The organism is Streptomyces sp. NPDC005262, assembly GCF_042872425.1.
Taxonomy (GTDB): Bacteria; Actinomycetota; Actinomycetes; order Streptomycetales; family Streptomycetaceae; genus Streptomyces.
In genome coordinates, this window is the sequence record NZ_JBIAKK010000001.1 from 138,756 (window position 1) to 162,188 (window position 23,433).

Genomic DNA, 23,433 nt, shown 5'->3' on the forward strand with positions numbered 1-23,433 from the left:
TATCGGCGCATATCAGGGTCGATTCAGGGGCCGGATAGGTCCATGGACCCTGTCCGGGCCCTGGTCCGGGCCGCTAACGTCTCCCCGTGGCAATGTTCCGACTCCAAGGCAGCAAGACGCTCGCCGTCGATCTCACCGGCGACGCCGTCAAGGCGAAGAACGGCTCGATGGTCGCGTACGACGGCCGGATGGCGTTCAAGAAGATGTCCGGCGGCGGTGAGGGGATCCGCGGCATGGTGACCCGCCGGCTGACCGGCGAGCAGATGACCGTGATGGAAGTGACAGGACAGGGCACCTGTTACTTCGCCGACCGCGCGAGCGAGATCAATCTCGTGTCGCTGCGCGGCGAGAAGCTCTACGTGGAGGCGAGCAATCTGCTCTGCACCGACGCCGGGCTGCGCACCGGCACCACCTTCACCGGGCTGCGTGGCGGGGCGACCGGCAACGGCCTGTTCACCACCACCGTCGAGGGCACCGGCCAGGCGGCGATCATGTCGGACGGCTCGGCCGTGGTGCTGCGGGTGACGGCCCAGTACCCGCTGTTCGTCGACCCCGGCGCGTACATCGCCCACCAGGGCAATCTCCAGCAGCACTTCCAGTCCGGGGTGAACTTCCGGACACTGATGGGCGAGGGTTCGGGCGAGTCGTTCCAGATCCGGTTCGAGGGCGAGGGCCTCGTCTACGTGCAGCCGAGCGAGCGGAACACCATCGGGGGCGATGTCTGATGCCGTTCCGTGAGATCAACTCGAAGATGGTCGAGGCGACGGTGGTCCCCGGCCAGAAGATGTTCAGCCAGCGCGGCGCGATGCTCGCGTACCGCGGCGAGGTGTCGTTCACCCCTAACATCCAGGGCGGCCAGGGTGGCCTGATGTCGATGATCGGCCGAAGGGTGGCGAACGAGGCGACCCCGCTGATGACGGTCGAGGGCAGCGGCACGGTGATGTTCGGCCACGGCGGCCACCACATCCAGGTGATCAACCTGGCCGGCGACACCCTCTACGTGGAGGCCGACCGGCTGCTCGCCTTCGACGGGACGTTGCAGCAGGGCACGATGTTCATGGGTTCGCAGGGCGGGGTCATGGGCATGGTGCGCGGTCAGGTGACCGGGCAGGGCCTGTTCACCACCACACTGAAGGGTCATGGCGCGGTCGCGGTGATGGCGCACGGCGGGGTGATCGAGCTGCCGATCACCCCGGGCCGTGAGGTCCATGTGGACCCACAGGCGTATGTCGCGCACCACGGCGACGTACGCAACAAGCTCTCCACCGCGCTCGGCTGGCGCGACATGGTGGGGCGCGGCTCCGGCGAGGCGTTCCAGCTGGAGCTCAGCGGCAGTGGCGCGGTGTACGTCCAGGCGTCGGAGGAGAAGCTGTGAGCACGCCCGTGATCTTCGATCCGATGACGCTGCCGTCGGACGACAACGTCAACGCGTACACCTTCTGCGTGGAGCTCAAGGGGAGCCAGTGGTTCCTGCAGAAGGGCAAGATGATCGCCTACTACGGGCGGATCGAGTTCAACGGCATCGGCCACGGCCGCTTCGAGCGGCTGATCCGTACGAGCTTCCACTCGCCGCTGCACGCGAGCGACTGGGTGGTGGCCGAGGGCAGCGGCAAGATGCTGCTCGCCGACCGGGCGTTCGACGTGAACTCGTACGACCTGGACGACGGGAACCTGACGATCCGCTCCGGCAACCTCCTCGCGTACCAGCCGACGCTGGCACTGAAGCAGTCGATCGTGCCGGGCTTTCTCACGCTGATCGGTACCGGGAAGTTCGTGGCCGCGTCCAACGGTCCGGTGGTCTTCATGGAGCCGCCGCTGCGGGTCGATCCGCAGGCGCTGGTGGGCTGGGCGGACTGCCCCTCGCCGTGCCACCACTACGACCACGGCTACATGACGGGCGTGATGGGCGGGCTCAGATCGCTGACCGGGATCGGCGGGACGTCGGGCGAGGAGCACCAGTTCGAGTTCGTCGGCGCCGGTACGGTGCTGCTCCAGTCGACGGAGGTCCTGATGGCCGAACAGGCGACGGGGCTGACTCCGCAGCAGGCCGGGGTGCCGGGCGGTGGGCAGCACTCACCCGGCGCAGGTCAACCCGGCTCCGCCCCCCGTCTGCCCGGGCAGCTGGGGGACCTCCAGCGCCGCTTCGGTTTGTGAACGGTAGTCTGCAGAGTGTGACGTCGAACGTCTGCGCCCAGCCCGGACCGCGCTCCTGAGCCGGCCTCCGGGCGAGTGCCGGACGTCACACCCAGCCTACTTCGTCCAGAATTCAACTTCTTAGGTAGAATCCATACATGGAGACCGAGACGGCCACCCCCTGGCTGAGCGACGCGGAGCAGTGCGCCTGGCGCACCCACCTGGACGTCAGCAGACTGCTGATGCATCAGCTGGAGAAGGATCTCCAGCCGTTCGACCTGACCATGAACGACTACGAGATCCTGGTCAACCTCTCGGAGTCGGACGACCAGCGCATGCGGATGAGCGACCTCGCCGCCGCCACCCTGCAGTCCAAGAGCCGGCTCTCGCACCAGATCACGCGGATGGAGTCGGCCGGGCTGGTCCGCCGGGAGAACTGCGAGTCCGACCGGCGCGGGCTGTTCGCGGTACTCACGGAGACGGGCGCGGAGACGATGCACAAGGTTGCGCCGCACCATGTCGCTTCGGTGCGCAAACACTTCATGGACCTGCTGACGCCCGAAGCGCTGGCGGACCTGCATGCGGCGCTGACGCCGGTTGCGGATCATCTGCGGGGGCGGCGGGGCAAGCCGTAGCGCGGCGGGGCGCGCGGGTGGGGTGCGCCGCCGCACGGGCGTGGCCGCTTCGTCCTCGATCGCCGGACGGTCTCGGCCCGCCCGGGGACGCTCTCGACCCGGGCCCGGTGTCGACCTCATCGGCCTGGATCCGGCCTTGCCGGCAGGCGTAGTTCGAAGCGGGCACCGCCTTCCGGAGATCGGGTGACCGTCAGGGTGCCCTGATGCCGGCGGGCCACGTCTCTCGCTATGGCGAGCCCCAGGCCCGCGCCGCCCTCGTCGCGGCTGCGGGCGTCGTCCAGGCGCACGAAGCGTTCGAAGATCCGTTCACGCTCGGGCTCCGGAACGCCCGGCCCGTCGTCACCGACCGCGACCGCCACGCTGCCGCGTTCCGTGCGCACCGAGACCGCGACCGAACTCTCCGCGTGACGCTCGGCGTTGTCCAGCAGATTGCCGATGATCCGCGCCAACTGACTGCGTGAGCCGGTGACTTCGAGAGGCCCCGAAGGCGGTACGGACACCGTCACCGGGATCCGGTCACCGGTGCGCTGCGAGACCTCCTCATGGACGAGCGCGCCCATGTCCAGCCGGGTGCTCCCCGGCCGCTCCCCCGCATCCAGCCGGGCCAGCAGCAACAGATCCGCGGCCAGCGCCTGGAGCCGCACGGTGTCCGTGACCGCGCCGGGCACATCCAGCAGTTCCGGATGGGCCGCGCCCACCTCCAACTGTGTTCGCAAGGACGCGATCGGGCTGCGCAGCTCGTGCGAGGCGTCCGCGACGAAGCGCCGCTGACGGTCGACCGAGGCCTCCAGCGCGGTCAGGGTCTCGTTGGTGGTACGGGCCAGCCGGGCGATCTCGTCGCGGGAACCGGGCTCAGGCACCCGCCGGGACAGATCCTCGGACGCCGTGATCGCGGACATCTCCGCCCTGATGCCCTCGACGGGCCGCAGCGCGCGCCTCGTCATCAGCCAGGTCACCGCGGCGACGATCAGCAGCATCGCGGGCAGCCCGATCAGCATCGCGCTGCGCACACTGCCCACCGCCTTCTGCTCGGTGGCGAGCGGGGCGCCCGCGTGGACGGTCAGGGTCACACCGGCGCCGGTGGTCGCGGAGACCGAGGCGAAGCGGTAGTCGGCCGTGCCGCCGTCGACGGTGGCGGTGCCGTTGGTGAAGTCCGGGTCGTCGGAGGAGACTTCGCCACGGGCGGGAATGCTGACGTTCGCATCGTCGTCGCCCCGGTCCTCGCCTCCGTGGCGGTCGCCGCCGCCGTCGTCGTCGGTGCCGGTGCTCGTCGGCAGGGCGGACACCTGGGGCTCGACCCGGTCCGTGCCCGTCCCGGTGATCGCCGCCAGGTCCTTGGACACGGCCACCAGCCGCCCGTCCTCGTCGGTCACCTGGACCGGGTGCTCCTCCGCGTCGGGCAGGCCCAGCCGGCTGACCGGCACGTCGAGGGCCAGCTGTCCGGCGACCTCACGGGCCGCCACCTCCGCCTGGAGGCCCGCCTGGTCGGTGAGGTTGGCGCGCAGGACGAGGAGTACGGCGAGCCCGGCGCCGATCAGGGCGACCGCGACGACCACCGTGGCGCCGAGCGCGGCCCTGGCCCGCACCGATCTCACAGCGCCTCCAGCCGGTAGCCGGCGCCGCGCACCGTACGGATGGCCGCGGCGGAGAGCTTGCGCCGCAGCGCGCTCACGTACACCTCGACGATGTTCGGGTCCCCGTCGTACGCGAAGTCCCAGACGTGTTCCAGGATGTCCGCCTTGCTGACCACCTGTCCCGCCCGCAGGGCGAGCTGCTCCAGCACGGCGAACTCCTTGGCGGTGAGGGGGACTTCGTCCTCGCCGAGATGGACGCGGCGGGCCGCGGTGTCCATCCGCAGTACGCCGACGGTGAGCACGGGCGAGGCGGAACCGCCTCCCCGGCGCCGCAACAGTGCCCGGATCCGGGCGACCAGCACCACGTACGAGAACGGCTTGGTCAGATAGTCGTCGGCGCCGGTGTCCAGCCCCTCCGCCTCGTCGTACTCCCCGTCCTTCGCCGTCAGCATCAGGATCGGCACCTCGTGGCCGGCGGCGCGCAGGGCGGCGCAGACCCGGTAGCCGTTCATCCCCGGCAGCATGATGTCGAGAACGACGAGGTCGTACGCCCCTCCGCCCGCCCGGTGCAGCCCTTCGAGGCCGTCGTGCACGACGTCCACGGCGAAGCCCTCGGCGGTGAGTCCCCCGGCCAGGGACGTCGCCAGCCGCTTCTCGTCCTCCACTATCAACAGACGCATACGCACAGAGTGGCAAACGGAACCTGAAGACGGCTTCAGGTGGCTTCAGGCTGCGTTCAGCATCGGTGCGTCACGGTGGTTCACGTTGCACACGGGCAACCCGTATCGGGAGGAACCCTCATGAAGCACAGGATCGCAATCGCCGCCGTCACCGCGGCCGTTCTCATCGGCGGCGGGACCGCCACGGCCGCCGCCCTCGCCGACGACAGCGGCCGGGACAGCCATGACAGCGCGAAGGTGCTCGGCAGGCACACCACCGACGACGACAACAAGGTGCTCGGCAAGCCCACTTCCGGCGACGGCACCAACGACGACCGCGGCCTGCACACGCCGCGGCCTGCCTCCGTCACGCGCTCCGCTGCCATCGACGCCGCTCTCCGCTCGGCGCCGGGCACGGTGACCTCGATCGAACTCGACGACGCCGACCGGAGCGGAGGCGCGCCGTACTGGGAGGTCGAGATCAACGGCAAGGACGGCAGGCACTACGAGCTGGACGTGGACGCCAGGACCGCCGCGGTCTCCCCCCACCACTCGGACGAAGGCCACCATTCGGACGACGACCACCACGGGGGCGACCGGCGCGGGCACGACCGGCACGACGACCGCGACGACGACTGACCAGGGCGCGTGGCCCGAGCGTGCCGTCGCCTCGACGAAGGCACGTCGCCCTGCGCGATCAGCTCCGGCTCGGCCCTCCCGGCGGGCCGGCCGGAGCAGGGCTTCACGCTTCTGTCGCCGGCGATTCCCCCGGCGTGCAGGTCCTACGACTCCGGTGAGCTGCCTGAGGACGCCGCCCTCGTCGACGCAGCCTCGGCACACACCGCCCCGGGCGGAAGGCGGCCCGCACGCCGCCCGCCGACCCGGGTGTCAGGCCCCGGTGATTCCCGCCACCAGTTCGTCCGCCGCGGCGTACGGGTCCAGGCGGCCCGCCACGATGCGTTCGGCCAGGGAGTCCAGGCGGCGGTCGCCGTGGAGGTCGTCGATGCGTTCGCGGAGTCTGGTGACCGCGATCGTCTCGACCTCGCGGGCCGCGCGCGCCGCCCGCCGCTCGGCGAGGACGCCGTGCTCCTCCATCCACGCCCGGTGCTTCTCCAACGCCTCGACGACCTCGTCGATGCCCTCGCCCCGGGCGGCGACCGTCTTCACGATCGGCGGCCGCCAGTCACCGGGCCCCCGGGACTCCCCGAGGCCCAGCATGTGGTTGAGCTCCCGCGCGGTGGCGTCCGCACCGTCCCGGTCGGCCTTGTTGACGACGTACACATCCCCGATCTCGAGGATTCCGGCCTTCGCCGCCTGGATGCCGTCGCCCATGCCCGGGGCGAGCAGGACCACGGAGGTGTCGGCCTGGGAGGCGATCTCCACCTCCGACTGGCCGACGCCGACCGTCTCCACCAGGATCACGTCGCAGCCCGCCGCGTCCAGCACCCGGATCGCCTGCGGCGCCGACCAGGCGAGGCCGCCGAGATGCCCGCGGGTGGCCATGGAACGGATGTAGACGCCGGGGTCGGAGGCGTGCTCCGACATCCGGACCCGGTCGCCGAGGAGCGCGCCCCCGGAGAACGGCGACGACGGGTCGACAGCCAGCACGCCGACGCGCTTGCCGGCACGCCGGTACGCCGAGACGAGCGCCGACGTGGAGGTCGACTTGCCGACACCGGGCGAACCGGTGAGGCCGACGACGTACGCGTTCCCGGCCAGCGGCGCGAGGGCCGCCATCACCTCGCGCAGCTGCGGCGACGCCCCCTCCACCAGCGAGATGAGCCGGGCCACGGCCCGCGGCCGGCCCTCACGGGCCTGCTCCACCAGGGTGGGGACGTCCACCATTACCGCTCCGTTCGGTTCGCTCTGCAGCTGCGTACGTACGACTACTACTTGCCCGGAACGCGAATGATCAGCGCATCGCCCTGGCCGCCGCCGCCGCACAGTGCCGCCGCACCCGTGCCGCCGCCACGCCGCTTCAACTCCAGCGCCAGGTGCAGCACCACGCGGGCGCCGGACATCCCGATCGGGTGACCCAGCGCGATCGCTCCGCCGTTGACGTTCACCTTTTCCGGGGAGACGCCGAGGTCCTTCATCGACTGGACGGCGACGGCCGCGAACGCCTCGTTGATCTCGATGAGGTCGAGGTCCTCGACGGACAGGCCGTCCTTCTTCAGCGCGTGCTTGATCGCGTTGGACGGCTGCGACTGCAGCGAGTTGTCCGGGCCCGCCACGTTGCCGTGCGCACCGATCTCGGCGATCCAGTCCAGGCCCAGCTCCTCGGCCTTGGTCCTGCTCATCACGACGACCGCCGCGGCGCCGTCGGAGATCTGCGAGGAGGTGCCGGCGGTGATCGTGCCGTCCTTGGTGAAGGCCGGGCGCAGCTTGCCGAGGGACTCGACGGTCGTCTCGGCGCGGATGCCCTCGTCCTTGGAGAAGAGGACCGGGTCGCCCTTGCGCTGCGGGATCTCGACCGGGGTGATCTCGGCCTCGAAGAGACCGTTCTTCTGGGCGGCGGCGGCGCGCTGGTGGGACAGGGCGCCGATCTCGTCCTGGTCCAGGCGCTTCAGACCGAGGCGGGTGTTGTGCTTCTCGGTGGATTCACCCATCGGGATGTTCTCGTACGCGTCGGTCAGACCGTCGTACGCCATCGAGTCGAGCATCTCGATCGCGCCGTACTTGTAGCCCTCGCGGGACTTCGGGAGCAGGTGCGGGGCGTTGGTCATGGACTCCTGGCCACCGGCGACCACGACGTCGAACTCGCCGGCGCGGATCAGCTGGTCGGCCAGCGCGATGGCGTCGAGCCCGGACAGACACACCTTGTTGACGGTGAGTGCCGGAACGTTCATCGGGATGCCGGCCTTGACCGCGGCCTGGCGTGCCGGGATCTGCCCCGCCCCGGCCTGGAGCACCTGGCCCATGATCACGTACTCGACCTGGTCGCCGCCGATGCCGGCCCGGTCCAGCGCGGCCTTGATGGCGAAGCCGCCGAGGTCGGCTGCGGAGAAGCTCTTCAGGGAGCCGAGAAGACGCCCCATGGGCGTACGGGCGCCCGCGACGATCACTGAGGTGGTACCGGTCGTTCCAGACATGAGGCACGGCCCCTTGGATTAGATGTGAACGAGGGTTTACTCGAATGTACTGAGCGGTACTCCGCCCGTCATCCGGCAGCGGGTGTGATCGCGCGCACGTTGCGTAACCATCCGTTGAGCGCTCCACTGTTGTCCATGCTGACGCGAATCGACCACATCGGGATCGCCTGTTTCGACCTCGACAGGACTGTCGAGTTCTACCGCTCGACCTATGGCTTCGAAATGTTCCACTCCGAGGTCAACGAGGAGCAGGGCGTGCGGGAGGCCATGCTCAAGATCAATGAGACCTCGGACGGCGGTGCCTCGTACCTCCAGTTGCTCGAACCCACTCGCGAGGACTCGGCCGTCGGTAAATGGCTGGCCAAGAACGGCGAGGGGGTCCACCACATCGCCTTCGGCACCGCGGACGTCGACACGGACGCCGCGGACATCCGTTCCAAGGGCGTCCGGGTGCTGTACGACGAGCCCAGGACCGGTTCGATGGGGTCCCGGATCACCTTCCTGCACCCCAAGGACTGCCACGGCGTGCTCACCGAACTGGTCACGTCCGCAGCGGAGCACTGACCTCCGGATACCTGGCCCGGTAGAGTGGGCGATTCCGGGCCGGGGCCGGGTCGGGGCCGCGCCGCGCGTCCCCAGCCGTTGATCTGTCACCATTCCCCGGGGGACCGTTCGCCGGCGAACGGTACTCGTTTGGAGAGTTGCGACCAGGGGACGGATGGGACCGCGCAGTGCGGGGCTACGAACGCCAGGAGAGCCACCGAGCTGACGACGACCACCTCTCGCGGTTCGAAGCCGAGATGGATCGGCTGAAGACCGACCGGGAGAAGGCCGTCCAGCACGCCGAGGACCTCGGTTACCAGGTCGAGGTCTTGCGCGCCAAGCTGCATGAGGCTCGGCGCAATCTCGCGACCCGTCCCGCGTACGACAGCGCGGACATCGGCTACCAGGCCGAACAGATGCTCCGTAATGCCCAGATCCAGGCTGATCAGCTGCGCACCGACGCCGAGCGCGAGCTCCGTGACGCCCGGGCGCAGACACAGCGGATCCTGCAGGAGCACGCCGAACACCAGGCGCGGCTGCAGGCCGAGCTGCACAACGAGGCCGTGCAGCGGCGGCAGCAGCTCGACCAGGAGCTCGCGGAGCGCCGCCAGACCGTCGAGTCGCACGTCAACGAGAACGTCGCCTGGGCCGAGCAGCTGCGGGCCCGGACCGAGTCCCAGGCCCGCCGGCTCCTCGACGAGTCGCGGGCCGAGGCCGAGCAGTCCCTGGCCGCCGCCCGCGCCGAGGCCGTCCGGCTCGCGGACGAGACCCGGCAGCGGCTCGGCTCCGAGGCGGAGTCCGCCCGCGCCGAGGCCGAGACGATCCTGCTGCGTGCCCGCAAGGACGCCGAGCGGCTGCTCAACGCCGCGTCCAGCCAGGCGCAGGAGGCCACCAGCCACGCCGAGCAGCTGCGTACGTCGACGAACGCGGAGACCGAGCAGACCCGCCACCAGACCGCCGAGCTGAACCGGGCCGCCGAGCAGCGCGTGCAGGAGGCCGAGACGCAGCTGCGCGAGGCCCGCCTGGAGGCCGAGAAGGTCCTCACGGAGGCGAAGGAGGCCGCGGTCAAGCGGCTGGCCGGCGCCGAGTCGCAGAACGAGCAGCGCACCCGTACGGCCAAGTCGGAGATCGCCCGGCTGGTCGGCGAGGCCACGAAGGACGCCGAGGCACTGAAGGCGGAGGCCGAGCAGGCGCTCGCCGACGCCCGCGCCGAGGCGGACCGGCTCACGTCCGAGGCTACGGAGAAGGCCCGCACAGCGGCCGCCGAGGACACCGCGGCCCAGCTCGCCAAGGCGGCCAGGTCCGCCGAGGAGGTGCTGACCAAGGCGTCCGAGGACGCCAGGTCCACCACCCGCGCGGCGAGCGAGGAGGCCGACCGGATCCGCCGCGAGGCGGAGGCCGAGGCGGACCGGCTGCGCGGCGAGGCGGCGGAGCAGGCCGACCAGCTCAAGGGCGCGGCCAAGGACGACACCAAGGAGTACCGGGCCAAGACGGTCGAGCTGCAGGAGGAGGCGCGCAGGCTGCGCGGCGAGGCCGAGCAGCTGCGCTCCGAGGCGGTCGCCGAGGGCGAGCGGATCCGCGGCGAGGCCCGGCGCGAGGCCGTCCAGCAGATCGAGGAGGGCGCGAAGACCGCTGAGGAACTGCTGTCCAAGGCGAAGGCGGACGCGGAGGAGCTGCGGACCGCCGCGGGCACCGAGGGCGAACGGGTCCGGGCCGAGGCCATCGAACGCGCCACGGTGCTGCGCAAGCAGGCCGAGGAAGCCCTGGAGCGGGCCCGCGCAGAGGCCGAGCGGCTGCGTACCGAGTCCGAGGAGCAGGCGGAGTCCACCACGACCGCGGCCGAGCAGGCGGCGGCGGAGCTCCGTGAGGAGACCGAGCGCGCGGTCGCGGCCCGGCACGCCGAGGCGGCGGACGAGCTGATCCGGCTGCACACCGAGGCCGAGACCCGGGTCACCACCGCCGAACAGGCGCTCACGGACGCGCGCGCCGAGGCGGAGCGGATCCGGCGCGAGACGAACGAGGAGTCCGAGCGGCTGCGCGCCGAGGCCGCCGAGCGGCTGCGCGCCCTGCGGGAGCAGTCCGAGACCGAGGCCGAGCGACTGCGCGACGAGGCGGCGGCGGATGCGTCGCGGTCCCGCGCGGAGGGCGAGGCCGTCGCCGTGCGGCTGCGCAGCGAGGCGGCCACCGAGGCGGAGCGGCTCAGGACCGAGGCGCAGGAGAGCGCCGACCGGGTGCGGTCCGAGGCCACGGCCGCTGCCGAGCGGGTCGGCACCGAGGCCGCCGAGGCGCTGGCCGCCGCCCAGGAGGAGGCGAACAGGCGTCGCCGCGAGGCCGAGGAGACCCTCGACGCCGCGCGCACGGAGGCCACCCAGGAGCGCGAGCGGGCCCGCGAGCAGAGCGAGGAACTCCTCGCCTCCGCCCGCAAGCGGGTCGACGAGGCGCAGACCGAGGCCCAGCGGCTGGTCGGCGAGGCTGACGCCCGGGCGACCGAGATGGTCTCCGCCGCCGAGCAGACCGCCCAGCAGGTACGGGATTCGGTCTCCGGGCTCCAGGAGCAGGCCGAGGCGGAGATCGCCGGGCTGCGTTCCACCGCCGAGCATGTGGCGGAACGGACGAAGTCCGAGGCGCAGGAGGAGGCGGACCGGGTCCGCGCCGACGCGTACGCGGAGCGGGAACGGGCCGGCGAGGACTCGGCGCGCATCCGCCGGGAGGCCCAGGAGGAGTCCGAGGCCGCGAAGGCGATGGCCGAGCGGACCCTCAGCGAGGCGATCACCGAGTCGGAGCGGCTGCGCACGGACACCGCGGAGTACAGCCAGCGGATGCGTACCGAGGCGTCGGACGCGCTGGCCTCGGCCGAGCAGGACGCCGCGCGCAGCCGCGCGGAGGCCCGCGAGGACGCCAACCGGATGCGTTCGGACGCTGCGGCCCAGGCCGACCGGCTGGTGGGCGAGGCGACGGGCGAGGCCGAGCGGATCCTCACCGAGGCGACGCAGCGGGCGACCGAGCTCGTCGGCGACGCCACCAACGAGGCGGAGCGGCTGCGTGCGGAGGCGGCAGCCACCGTCGGCTCGGCGCAGGAGCACGCAGCCCGTACCCGCGAGGAGTCGGAGCGGGTGCGCGCCGACGCGGAGGCGGCGGCCGAGCAGATGCGCGGGGAGGCACGCGAGGAGGCGGACCGGCTCCTCGACGAGGCGCGCGAGGCGGCGGCGAAGCGCCGTGCCGACGCCGCCGAGCAGGCCGACCAGCTCGTCAACAAGGCGCAGGAGGAGGCGCTGCGCGCCGCCACCGAGGCCGAGAAGCAGGCCGACACGATGGTCGGCGCGGCCCGCAAGGAAGCCATGCGGATCAACGCGGAGGCGACCGTCGAGGGCAACTCCCTGGTGGAGCGGGCCCGTACGGACGCGGACGAGCTGCTGGTCGGCGCCCGCCGGGACGCCACGGCCATACGGGAGCGGGCCGAGGAGCTCCGGGCCCGTCTGGAGAGCGAGATCGAGGAGCTCCACGACCGGGCGCGGCGCGAGACCTCCGAGCAGATGAAGACGGCGGGCGAGCGCGTCGACAAGCTGATGAAGGCGGCGACGGAGCAGCGCGAAGAGGCTGCGGCGAAGGCCAAGGAGTTGCTGGCGGACGCGAATTCGGAGGCGAGCAAGGTCCGGATCGCCGCGGTGAAGCGGGCCGAGTCACTGCTGAAGGAGGCCGAGCAGAAGAAGGCCAGCATGGTCCGCGAGGCCGAGAAGCTGCGCGCCGACGCCGAGCAGGAGGCGAAGAAGACGGTGGACGAGGGCCGTCGCGAGCTCGATGTCCTGGTGCGCCGGCGCGAGGACATCAATACGGAGATCTCCCGTGTCCAGGACGTCCTGGAGGCGTTGGAGTCCTTCGAGGCACCGGGCGGCGGCAAGGGTGCGGGCGGCGGTTCCACGGGTGGCGTCAAAGCCGGAGCCTCAGCCGGCACTCGATCGAGTGGCAAGTCGTCCGAGGGGTAGTCACCCGACCGAGTCGCGTGCTTCGACAAGGAGGTTCGCCCCTCCGAGTGGCAAGGGTTACGGGGGTTAGCCACTCAAAAGGGGTGTCATTCTCCAGATCAAACGGGCATCCACTCGATGACACGCCGCTCGGGCCCCTAGGATTCCCCCTATCACCTCACCGGTCTTACTTCGACAGGAACCCCATGAGTGACCCTTCCTCCCCCTTCGGCTTCGAGCTCGTGCGGCGTGGTTACGACCGCGGTCAGGTGGATGACCGCATTACCAAGCTCGTCGCCGACCGTGATAGTGCTCTCACCCGCATCACGTCTCTGGAAAAGCGCATCGAGGAGCTGCACCTCGAAACGCAGAACGCCCAGGCCCAGGTGAACGACGCGGAGCCGTCGTACGCCGGTCTCGGTGCGCGCGTGGAGAAGATCCTCCGTCTCGCCGAGGAGGAGGCGAAGGACCTGCGCGAGGAGGCCCGTCGCGCCGCCGAGCAGCACCGCGAGCTCGCCGAGTCGGCCGCCCAGCAGGTGCGCAACGACGCCGAGTCGTTCGCCGCCGAGCGCAAGGCGAAGGCCGAGGACGAGGGCGTACGCATCGTCGAGAAGGCCAAGGGTGAGGCCGGCTCGCTGCGCACCGAGGCCCAGAAGGACGCGGCGCAGAAGCGCGAGGAGGCGGACGCCCTCTTCGAGGAGACCCGCGCCAAGGCCGCCCAGGCCGCCGCGGACTTCGAGACCAACCTGGCCAAGCGCCGCGACCAGTCGGAGCGCGACCTCGCGTCCCGTCAGGCCAAGGCCGAGAAGCGCCTCGCCGAGATCGAGCACCGTGCCGAGCAGCTCCGCCTGGAGGCCGAGAAGCTCCGTACGGACGCCGAGCGCCGGGCCCGCCAGACGGTGGAGACCGCGCAGCGCCAGGCCGAGGACATCGTGGCCGACGCGAACGCGAAGGCCGACCGGATCCGCAGCGAATCGGAGCGCGAGCTGGCGGCCCTCACCAACCGCCGCGACTCGATCAACGCGCAGCTGACCAACGTCCGCGAGATGCTGGCGACGCTGACCGGTGCCGCAGTGGCCGCTGCCGGTTCGCCGGTGGACGACGAGCCCGTCACCCGTGGGGTCCCGGCTCAGCAGACCCGCTGACGCCGCAGTACCTCAGCTGTACCCCTTGCGCGCCCGGTTCCGCCCTTGTGGTGGCGCCGGGCGCGCGCCCGTTCTAGCGTGTGCGCATGATCGAGCTTGATGGCCTCACCAAGCGCTTCGGCAACAAGGTTGCCGTCGACCACCTCTCGTGCCAGGTCAGGCCTGGGATGGTGACGGGTTTTCTGGGCCCGAACGGGGCGGGCAAGTCCACCACGATGCGGATGATGCTCGATCTCGACAACCCGACGAGCGGATCGGTGCGGATCGACGGCAAGCACTACCGCGAGCTGTCGGAACCCCTGAAGCACATCGGCGCGCTGCTCGACGCCAAGTCGATGCACGGCGGCCGCAGCGCGTACAACAATCTGCTCTGTCTCGCGCAGAGCAATCGCATCCCGGAGAGCCGCGTCCCGGAAGTTCTGGACACGGTCGGCCTGAGCGCGGTGGCGAAGAAGAAGTCCAAGTCGTTCTCTCTCGGTATGGGTCAGCGGCTCGGAATCGCGGCCGCGCTGCTCGGTGATCCCGAGATCCTGATGTTCGACGAACCCGTCAATGGTCTGGACCCCGAGGGAATTCACTGGATTCGCAATCTGATGAAGACGCTCGCGGCGGAAGGCCGGACGATCTTCGTTTCCTCGCATCTGATGAGCGAAATGGCCCTCACCGCAGAACACTTGATCGTTATCGGCCAGGGCCGCCTGCTCGCCGACACCTCGATGGCCGACTTCATCCACCAGAACTCTCGCAGTTACGTACGGATGCGCTCCCCGCAGCAGGAACGGCTGCGCGACGTGCTGCACGAGGCGGGCATCATCGCGGTCGAATCGGGGAGCGGCGTGCTGGAGATCGACGGCGCCACCAGCGAACAGCTCGGCGAGCTGGCCGCGCAGCACCACATCGTGCTGCATGAGCTGAGCTCCCAGCGGGCCTCGCTGGAAGAAGCGTTCATGCAGATGACGGCGGACTCCGTGGAGTACCACGCCCACGCGGACCACGCCACCCCGCCACCGGCGCTCGCGGGCCCGCAGTGGGGCGAGCAGTGGAACCTTCAGTCCGGCACCCCCGGCCCCGGAAAGGGGGCGTGACGACGATGGCATCGGTACCCGCGGTCCTGAACTCCGAGTGGACCAAGATCCGCACCGTCTCCTCGACCACCTGGACCCTGATCTCCGCGTTCGTCGTCACCGTGGCGATGAGCGCGGCACTCTGCGCACTGATGAACGCCCAGTTCGACGATCTCCCCGCACCGGAGAGGGCCACCTTCGACCCGACCTTCCTCAGCTTCTCCGGCATGATCCTCGGTCAGCTGGCGATGGTCGTCTTCGGTGTCCTGGTGGTCGGTACGGAGTACAGCTCCGGCATGATCCGCACCTCGCTGGCCGCCGTACCGCAGCGCGGCTCGTTCCTCTTCAGCAAGATCGCGGTCGCCGGGGTCCTCGCCCTGGTGGTCGGCCTCGCCACCAGTTTCGTCACCTTCTTCCTCGGCCAGGCCCTGCTCGGCGACCACCGCACGGACATCGGTGCGGACAACGTCCTGCGCGCGGTCTTCGGCGGCGGCCTCTACATGGGCCTGATCGCGATCTTCTCGATGGGCGTGGCCACGATGCTGCGCAGCTCGATGCTGTCGCTCGGCATCCTGATGCCGTTCTTCTTCCTGGTCTCCCAGATCCTGTCGGCGGTCCCGGGCGCCAAGAACGTGGCCCGCTACTTCCCCGACCGGGCCGGATCCAAGATCATGCAGGTGGTTCCGGACGCGATGCGCAGCGACCCGGCCCCGTACGGACCGTGGGGCGGGCTCGGCATTCTGGTGGCATGGGTGGTGGCCGCACTGATCGGCGGCTATCTCGTACTGAAGAAGCGGGACGCGTGATCCAGGAGGAATCGGGAGGAACGGTTAGGAAGCCGGAGAAAGAGATCCGGTTCGGTCCGATACGTGGGTGACGCACCCCCGCAACGGCTTGGCCGGAACCGTCAAGGCCTGGATATCCTCCTAACTCTTACGGGGGGCGTGCGGCCGGTCGGCCTGGGCCCCGACGACAGATAAGTCGATGGGGCTGGAGCATGATCGAGGCAGTCGGCCTGACCAAGCGCTACGGCGCGAAGACGGCCGTGTACAACCTTTCCTTCCAGGTGCGGCCGGGCGCCGTCACCGGATTCCTCGGTCCCAACGGGTCGGGCAAGTCCACCACCATGCGCATGATGCTCGGCCTGGACCGTCCGACGGCGGGCCATGTGACGATCGGCGGGCACGCCTTCCGCAGCCTGCCGAACGCCCCGCGCCAGGTGGGTGCCCTGCTGGACGCCAAGGCGGTGCACGGTGGCCGCAGCGCCCGCAATCACCTCCTCTCGCTCGCCCAGCTCGCCGGCATTCCGGCTGCCCGGGTCGACGAGGTGCTCGGCGTCGTCGGCCTGCAGGAGGTCGCGAAGAAGCGGTCCAAGGGGTTCTCGCTCGGTATGGGGCAGCGGCTCGGGATCGCGGCGGCACTGCTCGGCGACCCGCAGGTGCTCCTCTTCGACGAGCCGGTCAACGGTCTCGACCCCGAGGGCATCCTCTGGGTCCGCAACCTGATGAAGATGCTCGCCTCCGAGGGGCGCACGGTCTTCGTCTCCAGCCACCTGATGAGCGAGATGGCGCTCACCGCCGACCACCTGATCGTGATCGGCCGCGGGCAGCTGCTCGCCGATATGAGCGTCAAGGACTTCATCTCCGCCAACTCGGCCGATTTCGCCCGGGTGCGGGTGCCGGACGCGCAGCCGGAGCTGCGGGAGAAGCTGACCGCGTCGCTCACCGAATCGGGTGGCCGGGTCATGTCGGAGCCGGACGGGGCGCTGCGCGTCACCGGGCTGCAGCTGTCGCGGATCAGTGATCTCGCGCACGAGTCGGACGTCCGGCTCTGGGAGCTCTCACCGCACCAGGCCTCGCTGGAGGAGGCCTACATGCGGATGACGCAGGGCGCCGTGGACTACCGCTCGACGGTGGACCAGCGGGCCGGGCTGCAGCAGCCCGTGATGGGCGACGGATACGTGCAGCCGCCCGTCCAGGAGGTGCCGCAGCAGGGCTGGTACGCCCCGCCGCCGCCCGGACAGAACCCGTACACGGCGCCCCCCGTGGCCGCCCCGGCCGCAGCCGCCCCCGCCGTGCCCGCCGGCTCCGCAGACCTGACCCAGCGCGACACCAGCGAGGACGCCCGATGACAACGCCGCCGACCCCGCAGGCGCCGTACCAGCAGCAGGCGCAGCAGCCCCCGGCCCCGCAGCAGAGCTGGCAAGGGGCACCCGCCGGCCTCTACGCCTCGCCGATCCCGCAGCGGCGCGCCACCCTCGGTGACGCGCTCGCCTCCGAGTGGACCAAGATCCGTTCCGTGCGCTCCACGATGTGGACGCTCGGCATCATGATCGTGCTGCTGCTGGGCATCGGACTGCTGTCGGCGGTCGCCGTCGAAGCGTCCGACGCCGAGCTCGGCAACACCCCCGTGCTCAGCCTCGGCTTCTTCGGGGTGCTCCTCGGTTCGATCTGCGTGATCACGCTCGGCGTGATGACCATCGCCTCCGAGTACGGCACGGGCATGATCCGTACGACGCTGACGGCCTGCCCCACCCGCGGCCGGGTGCTGACCGCGAAGGCGATCGTCTTCTTCCTGCTCACCTTCGTCATCACCACCGTGACGACCGCGCTCGTCGCGCTGCTGCAGACGGCCATGCTGGGCGGCGCGGAGCCGACCGGCGGCGACTGGCTGCGCGCGACGGTCGGTGTCGGCCTCTACATCGCGACGCTGGGGCTGCTGTCGCTCGCGATGGGCGCCCTCATCCGGCACTCCGCCGGCGCGATCACGATCATGATCGCCGTGGTCCTGCTGCCGCTCGTGCTGGCCATGTTCATGTTCTCGCAGTCGCTCGCCGACGTGCAGCAGGCGCTCTTCGAGTACTCGATCCCCAGCCAGCTCGGCGCGTTCTACGACGCGTCCGTCGCCTCGTCGGGGCCGTCCGGCTGGGAGCCGCTCTGGATCATGCTCGGTGTCGCGGCCGTGGCCATGACCGGCGCCTATGTGTCGCTGGACCGGCGCGACGTCTGACCGGCCACCGGTCGGCGCAGCTCAGTAGCGCGGCGCGTTCCTGGACCGCTGCACCCTTGTGGTGCGGCGGTCCTTCGCATTCCAGCAGGCCTTGTGCCAGTGCCTGCGGTCGTCGATACCGCCGTACTCGGACCAGGCCACGAGATGCGGAACGCCGGACGGGATCTCCTGGTCGCAGCCGGGGCAGCGGTACCGCTTGCCCGCCGCGCTCGCTCCGCTCACCGGGCGGACCGACCACTGCTCGCCCTGCCACTCCTCCGCGCGCCCACCCCCGCCGTACCGCTCGCCCGCCTCGCTTGCGCTGCCGGTGGGACTCTCTCCGCCTCGGGGGCGGTTGCGGCGCGGGGACACGTGACACCTCACTGGGCAGGCCGGGCAGTTCCCGTCCAGCGTAGGGCCATTCGGGCGGGGCAGGCGTCCAGGAGGCCCGGAACGGGACCGGGGGACGGACCGGGTTACCGGAAAATCGCAACAACTTCGGCCTGGACCGTGCCTTTGGCACGTGTCAGACGTTGTTGCCTATAGGGGAGAGCCGCGTCGGCCGCAAGGAGGCAATTGGCGATGCGCGTGGGAACGTTTGTACTGGCAGCCCAGTTTCCGGGCCAGGGACCGGGTGAAGCACTGCATCGCGCGATCCGGTCCACCGAGGTCGCGGAGGAATCCGGACTCGATTCGGTCTGGCTGGCCGAGCATCATTTCGTGCCGTACGGGGTCTGCCCGTCCGCCGTCACCCTGGCCGCGCTGCTGCTCGGCCGCACCCGCAGGATCCGGGTCGGTACGGCGGTCAGCGTGCTGCCGTCCCAGCATCCGGTGGCGCTGGGAGAACAGGCCGCGCTGCTCCATCTCACCAGCGGGGGCAGGTTCTCCCTCGGCGTGGGACGGGGCGGCCCCTGGGTGGATCTGGAGGTGTTCGGAGGGGGCCTGAAGGCGTACGAGAACGGTTTCCCCGAGTCGCTGGAACTGCTCCTCGACTGGCTGAGCAAACCGCGCGTGGCAGGCCGTGGGGAGCGATTCGGCTTCCGTGAGGTCGCGGTGGTCCCCCGCGCCGACGAACTGCTCGACGAGCACCGCGAGGACACCGCACACGCGCCGGGCGGTCCCGAGGTGATCGTCGCGTGCACCTCGCCGAAGACCGTGAAACTCGCCGCGGAGAACGGCCTGCCGATGCTCCTCGGCATGCACTGCGGGGACGAGGAGAAGGCCGAGATGGTCCGCCTGTGGCGCTCCACCGCCCTCGCCGCGGGCCGTTCCCCGGAGAGCGTCCGGGAGGCGGGCCATGTCTCCGCGGGCGTCGCCCAGATCGCGGACCGGCGCGAGGAGGCCGTGGAGACGCTCGTGAAGGCGATGCCGGGCTGGCTGCGGCAGGGGCTCGACGCCCATGTGACGGTCGACGGCAGGCACCGGGTGATGCGGGATCCGGTCGCGTACACGGAGTTGCTGTGCGGTCTTCATCCGGTGGGCCCGCCCCGGCTCGCGGCCGACCGGCTCGCCGCCACCGCCGAGCGGACGGGCATCACCAGGTTCGCGCTCCTGGCGGAGGGTTCAGGAGATCTCGCAGCCACGGAGGAGAACGTAGCGCGGCTGGGCACCGAAGTACTGCCACTCCTGACATGAACACCCGTATGAGTACGGGGAGCTGCCGCCCCGGAGCCAGTTGCACCTCCCGCGGCCCGGAGCGGCAGCAGAAGCGTTCAGCAGTCCCGTAGTTCGGGCGACTGGTTGAGCAACTGACCTCTCACCGAGGTGAATCGGGCCAACCGCTCGTCGACCGAGGCGTCCAGCGGGAACACCGCGACGCGGTGGCAGTTCTGGAATGCCAGGCGCACCCCGAAGTGCCGCTGCAGCGCACCGCGTATCGCATCACTCGCGAGCGCGCGCAACAGCTGACCACGTGCCTGCTCGTCCGGCGGCGGCGTCTGGTTGTCGGCGAACTCTCCGCCGTCGACCTTCAGCTGGGCCACCAGAGAGCTGATCATCTCCCATGCGAAGGGCAGGGAGGTCCGGACGCAGTCGACGAAGTCGGCTTCGTCGACCTCGCCTCGCTCGGCCTGTTCCAACAGCGCCGGTGAGACGTCGAGCGACATGGGTTCTCCTCTCGCGACCCCGGCGGACGGCCGGGGCCTTACGGGCAGGGAAGGAGGACGGCGACGCAGCGTACACACACGGCGACCTCCTGCTTCCACGGTAAGGGCGCAGTCCGGGCCGCACCAGGAGATTGGGAACACAACCGGCCAATAACGAAGGTGCGCAAAGAGGGGCAAGCCCGCGGGCGGGAAGGGCTGTGACAGGCGGTGGTGATGGGTTGCCGGAGGGAGAATCGCGTGGAGCACCCGTCGTCGAGTAGCGTTGCCGACCATGCGTCTCGTCATCGCCCGCTGCTCCGTGGACTACGCGGGCCGGCTCACGGCCCACCTGCCCTCCGCTCCCCGTCTCATCCTGGTCAAGGCGGACGGGAGCGTCTCGATCCACGCCGACGACAGGGCGTACAAACCCCTCAACTGGATGTCACCGCCCTGCACACTGAAGGAGGGCGCCGACGACACCGAAGGCGTCTGGACCGTGGTGAACAAAGCGGGCGAGAAATTGATCATCACGATGGAGGAGATCCTCCACGACTCGTCGCACGAGCTGGGCGTCGATCCCGGCCTCATCAAGGACGGCGTGGAAGCGCACCTGCAGGAGTTGCTCGCCGACCGGATCGAAATCCTCGGCGAGGGCTACACCCTGATCCGCCGCGAGTACCCCACCGCCATCGGCCCGGTCGACATCCTGTGCCGGGACGCCGACGGGCGGACCGTCGCCGTCGAGCTCAAGCGCCGTGGTGACATCGACGGTGTGGAGCAGCTGACCCGCTACCTGGAACTGCTCAACCGCGATCCCCATCTCGCCCCGGTCAAGGGCATCTTCGCGGCGCAGGAGATCAAGCCGCAGGCCCGGGTGCTGGCGACGGACCGTGGAATCGGCTGTGTGGTCCTCGACTACGACGCCATGCGCGGCATCGAGGACGACAAGCTGCGGCTGTTCTGACGCCGTCCCCCGCATACGCGAGGCCCCGGACCGCACATCGGCGGTCCGGGGCCTCGCGCGTACGGGTGCCTGTCCGTACGGGTCCCGTCTCAGGCCACCGTCGGCTCCACCGTGGTGCCGGACTCGCTCGCCGTCGTCGACGGGCCGCTCGCCGAGACGGACGTGTCCGGCGTGGTCGGTCCCGGGTTCGTCTCGGTCGGACTGGGGGTGTCCGTCGGCTCCGTCGTGGTCTGGGTCGGCGCGGGCGTGGTCGGGGTCTTGGTAGGGGTCTTGGTCGGCGACTTGGTGGGCGTCCCCGGTGTGCTGGGCCTCCCGGTCGGCGGCCTGCCCGACGACGACGGGCTGTCGCTCGGCCCGGTCGATCCCGTGGACGGCGCTCCGTTGCCGCTCGGGGTGATCCGACTGCCGGAGGGGCCGGGCGACGAGGGACTCCCGCTCGACGAGCCCTTGCCCGGTGTCGGGGTGTCCGTCGGCTCGTCGGCCGGGAGCCCGCCGTCGATGTCGCCCTCGTCGGCCGGCTGCTCGGTCGTGACGCCGCCGCCGTCCTGGGCGTCGCTGCTGGACGTCATGCCGAGCGTCACCACCGTGCCGAGCACGGCGGCCAGCACGACGCCCGCGCCCGCCGCGACGAGATTGCGCCGGGCGCCGACCAGCACCGCTGCCTTGCGGCCGCCGGACACACCGGTACCTGCCGCCGGGGTGATCCGGGATATCAGCGCGGTTTCGTCCTCGGACCTACGCGGTGCGGCCTTCGGCCCGCTCACGGGCAGGGCCACGGGCGGGCGCGCCGACTCCTCGTACCGCGCGGCCGGCACCCCCTCACCCGACGGGCGGCTGCCGGTCACCTGTCCGCCGGAGCGGTCGGAGACCAGGGCGAGCGCGCGACGTCCGGCCACGGCCCCGGACTTGTCGGCAAGCGCGCCGCGCATACCGATCGACGCCTCCAGCTCCGCCCTGGCCCGGTCGAGATTGCCGGTGCAGAGCGCGAGGACACCCAACTCATGGTGGAAGTAGGCCTCTTCGGCGACCTCTCCGGCGATCCTGGCAGCCTCCTGACCGAGCCGCAGGGCCTTCTCCCAGCCGCCCCAGTGCAGCCCGGCGGCGAAGGCGGGGGCGGCGCTGCGGGCCAGCAGCACGGCTGCGCTGGCCTGTCCGGCCCCGTCGCCGGGGACCAGCTGGTTCATGGCCGCGATGATCGCGTCGGCCTCGGCCACCGCGCGGGCAGGGGTGACCGAGGGGTGCCCGGACCACCAGGCGTAGTGCTGGGCCGCCGTACGGGCCCGGGCGGCGGCGTCCTCGCCGTATCCGGCGGCCTCCAGCTGGGCGAGGACACCGGCGGCCAGCCGGTATCGGGAGCCGGCCGGGGAGAGCAGTCCGCAGCCGGCCAGCTCACCGAGCGCGGCATCGGCGTGGGTGTCCCCCACGAGCGCCGGCAGATGCGCCTGGTGCGGCACCTCGCCGCCGAGTGCGACCGCGAAGTGCAGGGTGTCGCGCGCGGCCCCGCTGAGCCGGGAGGCGAGCAGCGCGGCGGGCGCGGCCCCCTCGCCCAGGCTGGGCAGCGGTACGTCGTGGCCGTCGGCGTCCTGGCCGAAGGCGTCGAAGGAATCGTCGACGGGCCGGCCGTCGAAGTAGCCGTGCTCGTCGTACGCGGTGGGGTCGGTGCGCAGCATGTCGCGCTGGCGCAGCAGGGCGCCCGCCTGGACGAAGCGCAGCGGCAGCCCTTCGGACTCGAACCAGAGGTCGCCCGCCCAGTTCGCCTCGTCCTCGGTGAGCGACCGCTCGACGACCTGTTCCAGCAGGTCGACCGAGGCACTGCGGCCCAGCCCGGCGAGGAAGACCTCTTCGAGCTGCGAGTCGGCGGTAGGTGCGGCGATGTCGGGTGTCGCGGCGAGCAGGAACGCGCACTCCGGCGTCGCGTCGAGCAGCTCCTCCAGCGCGGTCCCGCCGAACTCCAGGTCGTCGAGGACGACGACGGCACCGATGCCCCGGACCTGTTCGAGGAGGGCGGCGCGGTCGGGGCGCAGCAGCGGTGCGTCGAGGACCGCCTCGTAGAGCCCGTACAGCAAGTCGGTGGCGGTGCGCTTGTGGCCGGAGAGCCGCACGACGCCGTCCGGAGCGAGGTCCGCGCAGTCGGCGGCGACGGCGCTCAGCAGCGCGGTGCGTCCGGACCCGGCCGGTCCGGTGAGCCGCACCGAGCGTCCGCGCGCCAGCAGGCGCACCAGCCGCTCACGCTCCTCCGAGCGCTCCAGGAGCGGCAGTTGAGGGGCGGGGGGTCCCGGCGGCACGGGCGGTGCGGCCGCGCGCTCGCGGTCGGTTCGCTCGACGGGGGTGCGGCGGACCGGAGCGGCGGGCTGCTCCCCCGGGGGGCACAGCTCGACCTCGCTGCCGTCGACCGGGTTGACGGTGAGCAGGAAGTCGCCGGGAAAGAGCTGCACGACGCGAGCCTGCTGCGGCGGCTGCTGGCCGAATTCGGCGCTCAGCGGGTCCCGGGACCGCCGTCGGCCGGTGTCCTCGCCGTAGCCGTCATTGTCATGGCCGAAAAATTCCGGCCCCCGATGTGTCGGGTCCATCGCCAAACCCCCCAGACGCG

Annotated in this window: 21 protein-coding genes; 14 read left to right on the forward strand and 7 right to left on the reverse strand. The window is 71.0% G+C overall.

Annotated features, from left to right (window positions below):
* Positions 1 to 92 precede the first annotated feature (92 nt).
* The 4 genes from ACFYP5_RS00555 (at position 93) to ACFYP5_RS00570 (ending at position 2,768) form a co-directional block, all read left to right on the forward strand.
* On the forward strand, positions 93 to 725 hold the full coding sequence (locus ACFYP5_RS00555; protein ID WP_037689357.1) for an AIM24 family protein: 633 nt from the start codon (positions 93 to 95) through the stop codon (positions 723 to 725).
* Positions 725 to 1,375 carry an AIM24 family protein gene (locus ACFYP5_RS00560; protein ID WP_389028646.1) on the forward strand — a complete coding sequence of 217 codons (651 nt, stop codon included), beginning with the start codon at positions 725 to 727 and terminating at the stop codon, positions 1,373 to 1,375. Before ACFYP5_RS00555 ends, ACFYP5_RS00560 begins: the two co-directional genes overlap by 1 nt.
* Positions 1,372 to 2,154 (forward strand): AIM24 family protein, encoded by a 783-nt coding sequence (locus tag ACFYP5_RS00565; RefSeq protein WP_389028649.1) that lies wholly within the window; start codon positions 1,372 to 1,374, stop codon positions 2,152 to 2,154. The genes ACFYP5_RS00560 and ACFYP5_RS00565 overlap by 4 nt, the downstream gene beginning before the upstream one ends.
* Positions 2,155 to 2,291: 137 nt before the next feature.
* Positions 2,292 to 2,768 carry a MarR family winged helix-turn-helix transcriptional regulator gene (locus ACFYP5_RS00570; RefSeq protein WP_389028652.1) on the forward strand — a complete coding sequence of 159 codons (477 nt, stop codon included), beginning with the start codon at positions 2,292 to 2,294 and terminating at the stop codon, positions 2,766 to 2,768.
* Positions 2,769 to 2,884: 116 nt separating this feature from the next.
* Here the strand turns inward: ACFYP5_RS00570 and ACFYP5_RS00575 are convergent, their stop codons facing one another.
* Together ACFYP5_RS00575 and ACFYP5_RS00580 are read right to left on the reverse strand one after the other, a co-directional pair.
* The gene (locus ACFYP5_RS00575; protein WP_389028655.1) at positions 2,885 to 4,363 is read right to left on the reverse strand and encodes an ATP-binding protein; all 1,479 of its coding nucleotides are present in this window, start codon (positions 4,361 to 4,363) and stop codon (positions 2,885 to 2,887) included.
* Entirely contained in the window at positions 4,360 to 5,022 is a 663-nt protein-coding gene (locus ACFYP5_RS00580; RefSeq protein ID WP_389028658.1) for a response regulator transcription factor, read from the reverse strand. Before ACFYP5_RS00580 ends, ACFYP5_RS00575 begins: the two co-directional genes overlap by 4 nt.
* Positions 5,023 to 5,142: 120 nt before the next feature.
* On the opposite strand from ACFYP5_RS00580, the gene ACFYP5_RS00585 reads away from it, so the two are divergent.
* Positions 5,143 to 5,640 carry a PepSY domain-containing protein gene (locus ACFYP5_RS00585; protein ID WP_389028661.1) on the forward strand — a complete coding sequence of 166 codons (498 nt, stop codon included), beginning with the start codon at positions 5,143 to 5,145 and terminating at the stop codon, positions 5,638 to 5,640.
* 249 nt (positions 5,641 to 5,889) lie between these two features.
* Here ACFYP5_RS00585 and meaB read toward each other — a convergent pair whose 3' ends face one another.
* Together meaB and ACFYP5_RS00595 are read right to left on the reverse strand one after the other, a co-directional pair.
* Entirely contained in the window at positions 5,890 to 6,846 is a 957-nt protein-coding gene (gene meaB, locus ACFYP5_RS00590; RefSeq protein ID WP_356497952.1) for a methylmalonyl Co-A mutase-associated GTPase MeaB, read from the reverse strand.
* Between the two features lie 44 nt (positions 6,847 to 6,890).
* On the reverse strand, positions 6,891 to 8,093 hold the full coding sequence (locus tag ACFYP5_RS00595) for an acetyl-CoA C-acetyltransferase (RefSeq protein WP_030971497.1): 1,203 nt from the start codon (positions 8,091 to 8,093) through the stop codon (positions 6,891 to 6,893).
* A gap of 135 nt (positions 8,094 to 8,228) precedes the next feature.
* Here ACFYP5_RS00595 and mce point away from each other — a divergent pair, with 135 nt between their 5' ends.
* From mce to ACFYP5_RS00630, 7 genes are all read left to right on the forward strand, one after another.
* Positions 8,229 to 8,657: a methylmalonyl-CoA epimerase gene (gene mce, locus ACFYP5_RS00600; protein ID WP_389028665.1), complete on the forward strand. Its 429-nt coding sequence runs from the start codon at positions 8,229 to 8,231 to the stop codon at positions 8,655 to 8,657.
* 167 nt (positions 8,658 to 8,824) lie between these two features.
* Complete coding sequence (gene scy, locus ACFYP5_RS00605; protein ID WP_389028668.1) at positions 8,825 to 12,619, forward strand: polarized growth protein Scy; 3,795 nt, start codon at positions 8,825 to 8,827, stop codon at positions 12,617 to 12,619.
* 185 nt (positions 12,620 to 12,804) lie between these two features.
* Positions 12,805 to 13,743 carry a cellulose-binding protein gene (locus tag ACFYP5_RS00610; RefSeq protein ID WP_093772510.1) on the forward strand — a complete coding sequence of 313 codons (939 nt, stop codon included), beginning with the start codon at positions 12,805 to 12,807 and terminating at the stop codon, positions 13,741 to 13,743.
* 86 nt (positions 13,744 to 13,829) lie between these two features.
* A complete protein-coding gene (locus ACFYP5_RS00615) occupies positions 13,830 to 14,828 on the forward strand; it encodes an ABC transporter ATP-binding protein (RefSeq protein WP_389028671.1) in 999 nt (332 codons plus the stop codon).
* A 5-nt stretch (positions 14,829 to 14,833) separates the two neighbouring features.
* Positions 14,834 to 15,613, forward strand: coding sequence for an ABC transporter permease subunit (locus tag ACFYP5_RS00620; RefSeq protein ID WP_389028674.1), 780 nt, complete (start codon positions 14,834 to 14,836; stop codon positions 15,611 to 15,613).
* Between the two features lie 191 nt (positions 15,614 to 15,804).
* On the forward strand, positions 15,805 to 16,938 hold the full coding sequence (locus ACFYP5_RS00625; RefSeq protein WP_389028677.1) for an ABC transporter ATP-binding protein: 1,134 nt from the start codon (positions 15,805 to 15,807) through the stop codon (positions 16,936 to 16,938).
* Positions 16,935 to 17,816, forward strand: a complete 882-nt coding sequence (locus ACFYP5_RS00630) for an ABC transporter permease subunit (RefSeq protein WP_389028680.1) — start codon at positions 16,935 to 16,937, stop codon at positions 17,814 to 17,816. Before ACFYP5_RS00625 ends, ACFYP5_RS00630 begins: the two co-directional genes overlap by 4 nt.
* A 21-nt stretch (positions 17,817 to 17,837) precedes the next feature.
* Here ACFYP5_RS00630 and ACFYP5_RS00635 read toward each other — a convergent pair whose 3' ends face one another.
* Positions 17,838 to 18,167, reverse strand: a complete 330-nt coding sequence (locus ACFYP5_RS00635; protein WP_267001756.1) for an ATP/GTP-binding protein — start codon at positions 18,165 to 18,167, stop codon at positions 17,838 to 17,840.
* A 210-nt stretch (positions 18,168 to 18,377) separates the two neighbouring features.
* Between ACFYP5_RS00635 and ACFYP5_RS00640 the strand changes: the two genes are divergently transcribed.
* Complete coding sequence (locus ACFYP5_RS00640; protein ID WP_389028683.1) at positions 18,378 to 19,430, forward strand: LLM class flavin-dependent oxidoreductase; 1,053 nt, start codon at positions 18,378 to 18,380, stop codon at positions 19,428 to 19,430.
* A gap of 77 nt (positions 19,431 to 19,507) precedes the next feature.
* Here ACFYP5_RS00640 and ACFYP5_RS00645 read toward each other — a convergent pair whose 3' ends face one another.
* Positions 19,508 to 19,900 (reverse strand): SCO5389 family protein, encoded by a 393-nt coding sequence (locus ACFYP5_RS00645; RefSeq protein ID WP_030916014.1) that lies wholly within the window; start codon positions 19,898 to 19,900, stop codon positions 19,508 to 19,510.
* 271 nt (positions 19,901 to 20,171) lie between these two features.
* On the opposite strand from ACFYP5_RS00645, the gene nucS reads away from it, so the two are divergent.
* Positions 20,172 to 20,843: an endonuclease NucS gene (gene nucS, locus ACFYP5_RS00650; RefSeq protein WP_389028685.1), complete on the forward strand. Its 672-nt coding sequence runs from the start codon at positions 20,172 to 20,174 to the stop codon at positions 20,841 to 20,843.
* Between the two features lie 89 nt (positions 20,844 to 20,932).
* Here the strand turns inward: nucS and ACFYP5_RS00655 are convergent, their stop codons facing one another.
* On the reverse strand, positions 20,933 to 23,413 hold the full coding sequence (locus ACFYP5_RS00655; RefSeq protein WP_389028687.1) for an ATP-binding protein: 2,481 nt from the start codon (positions 23,411 to 23,413) through the stop codon (positions 20,933 to 20,935).
* Positions 23,414 to 23,433 lie beyond the last annotated feature (20 nt).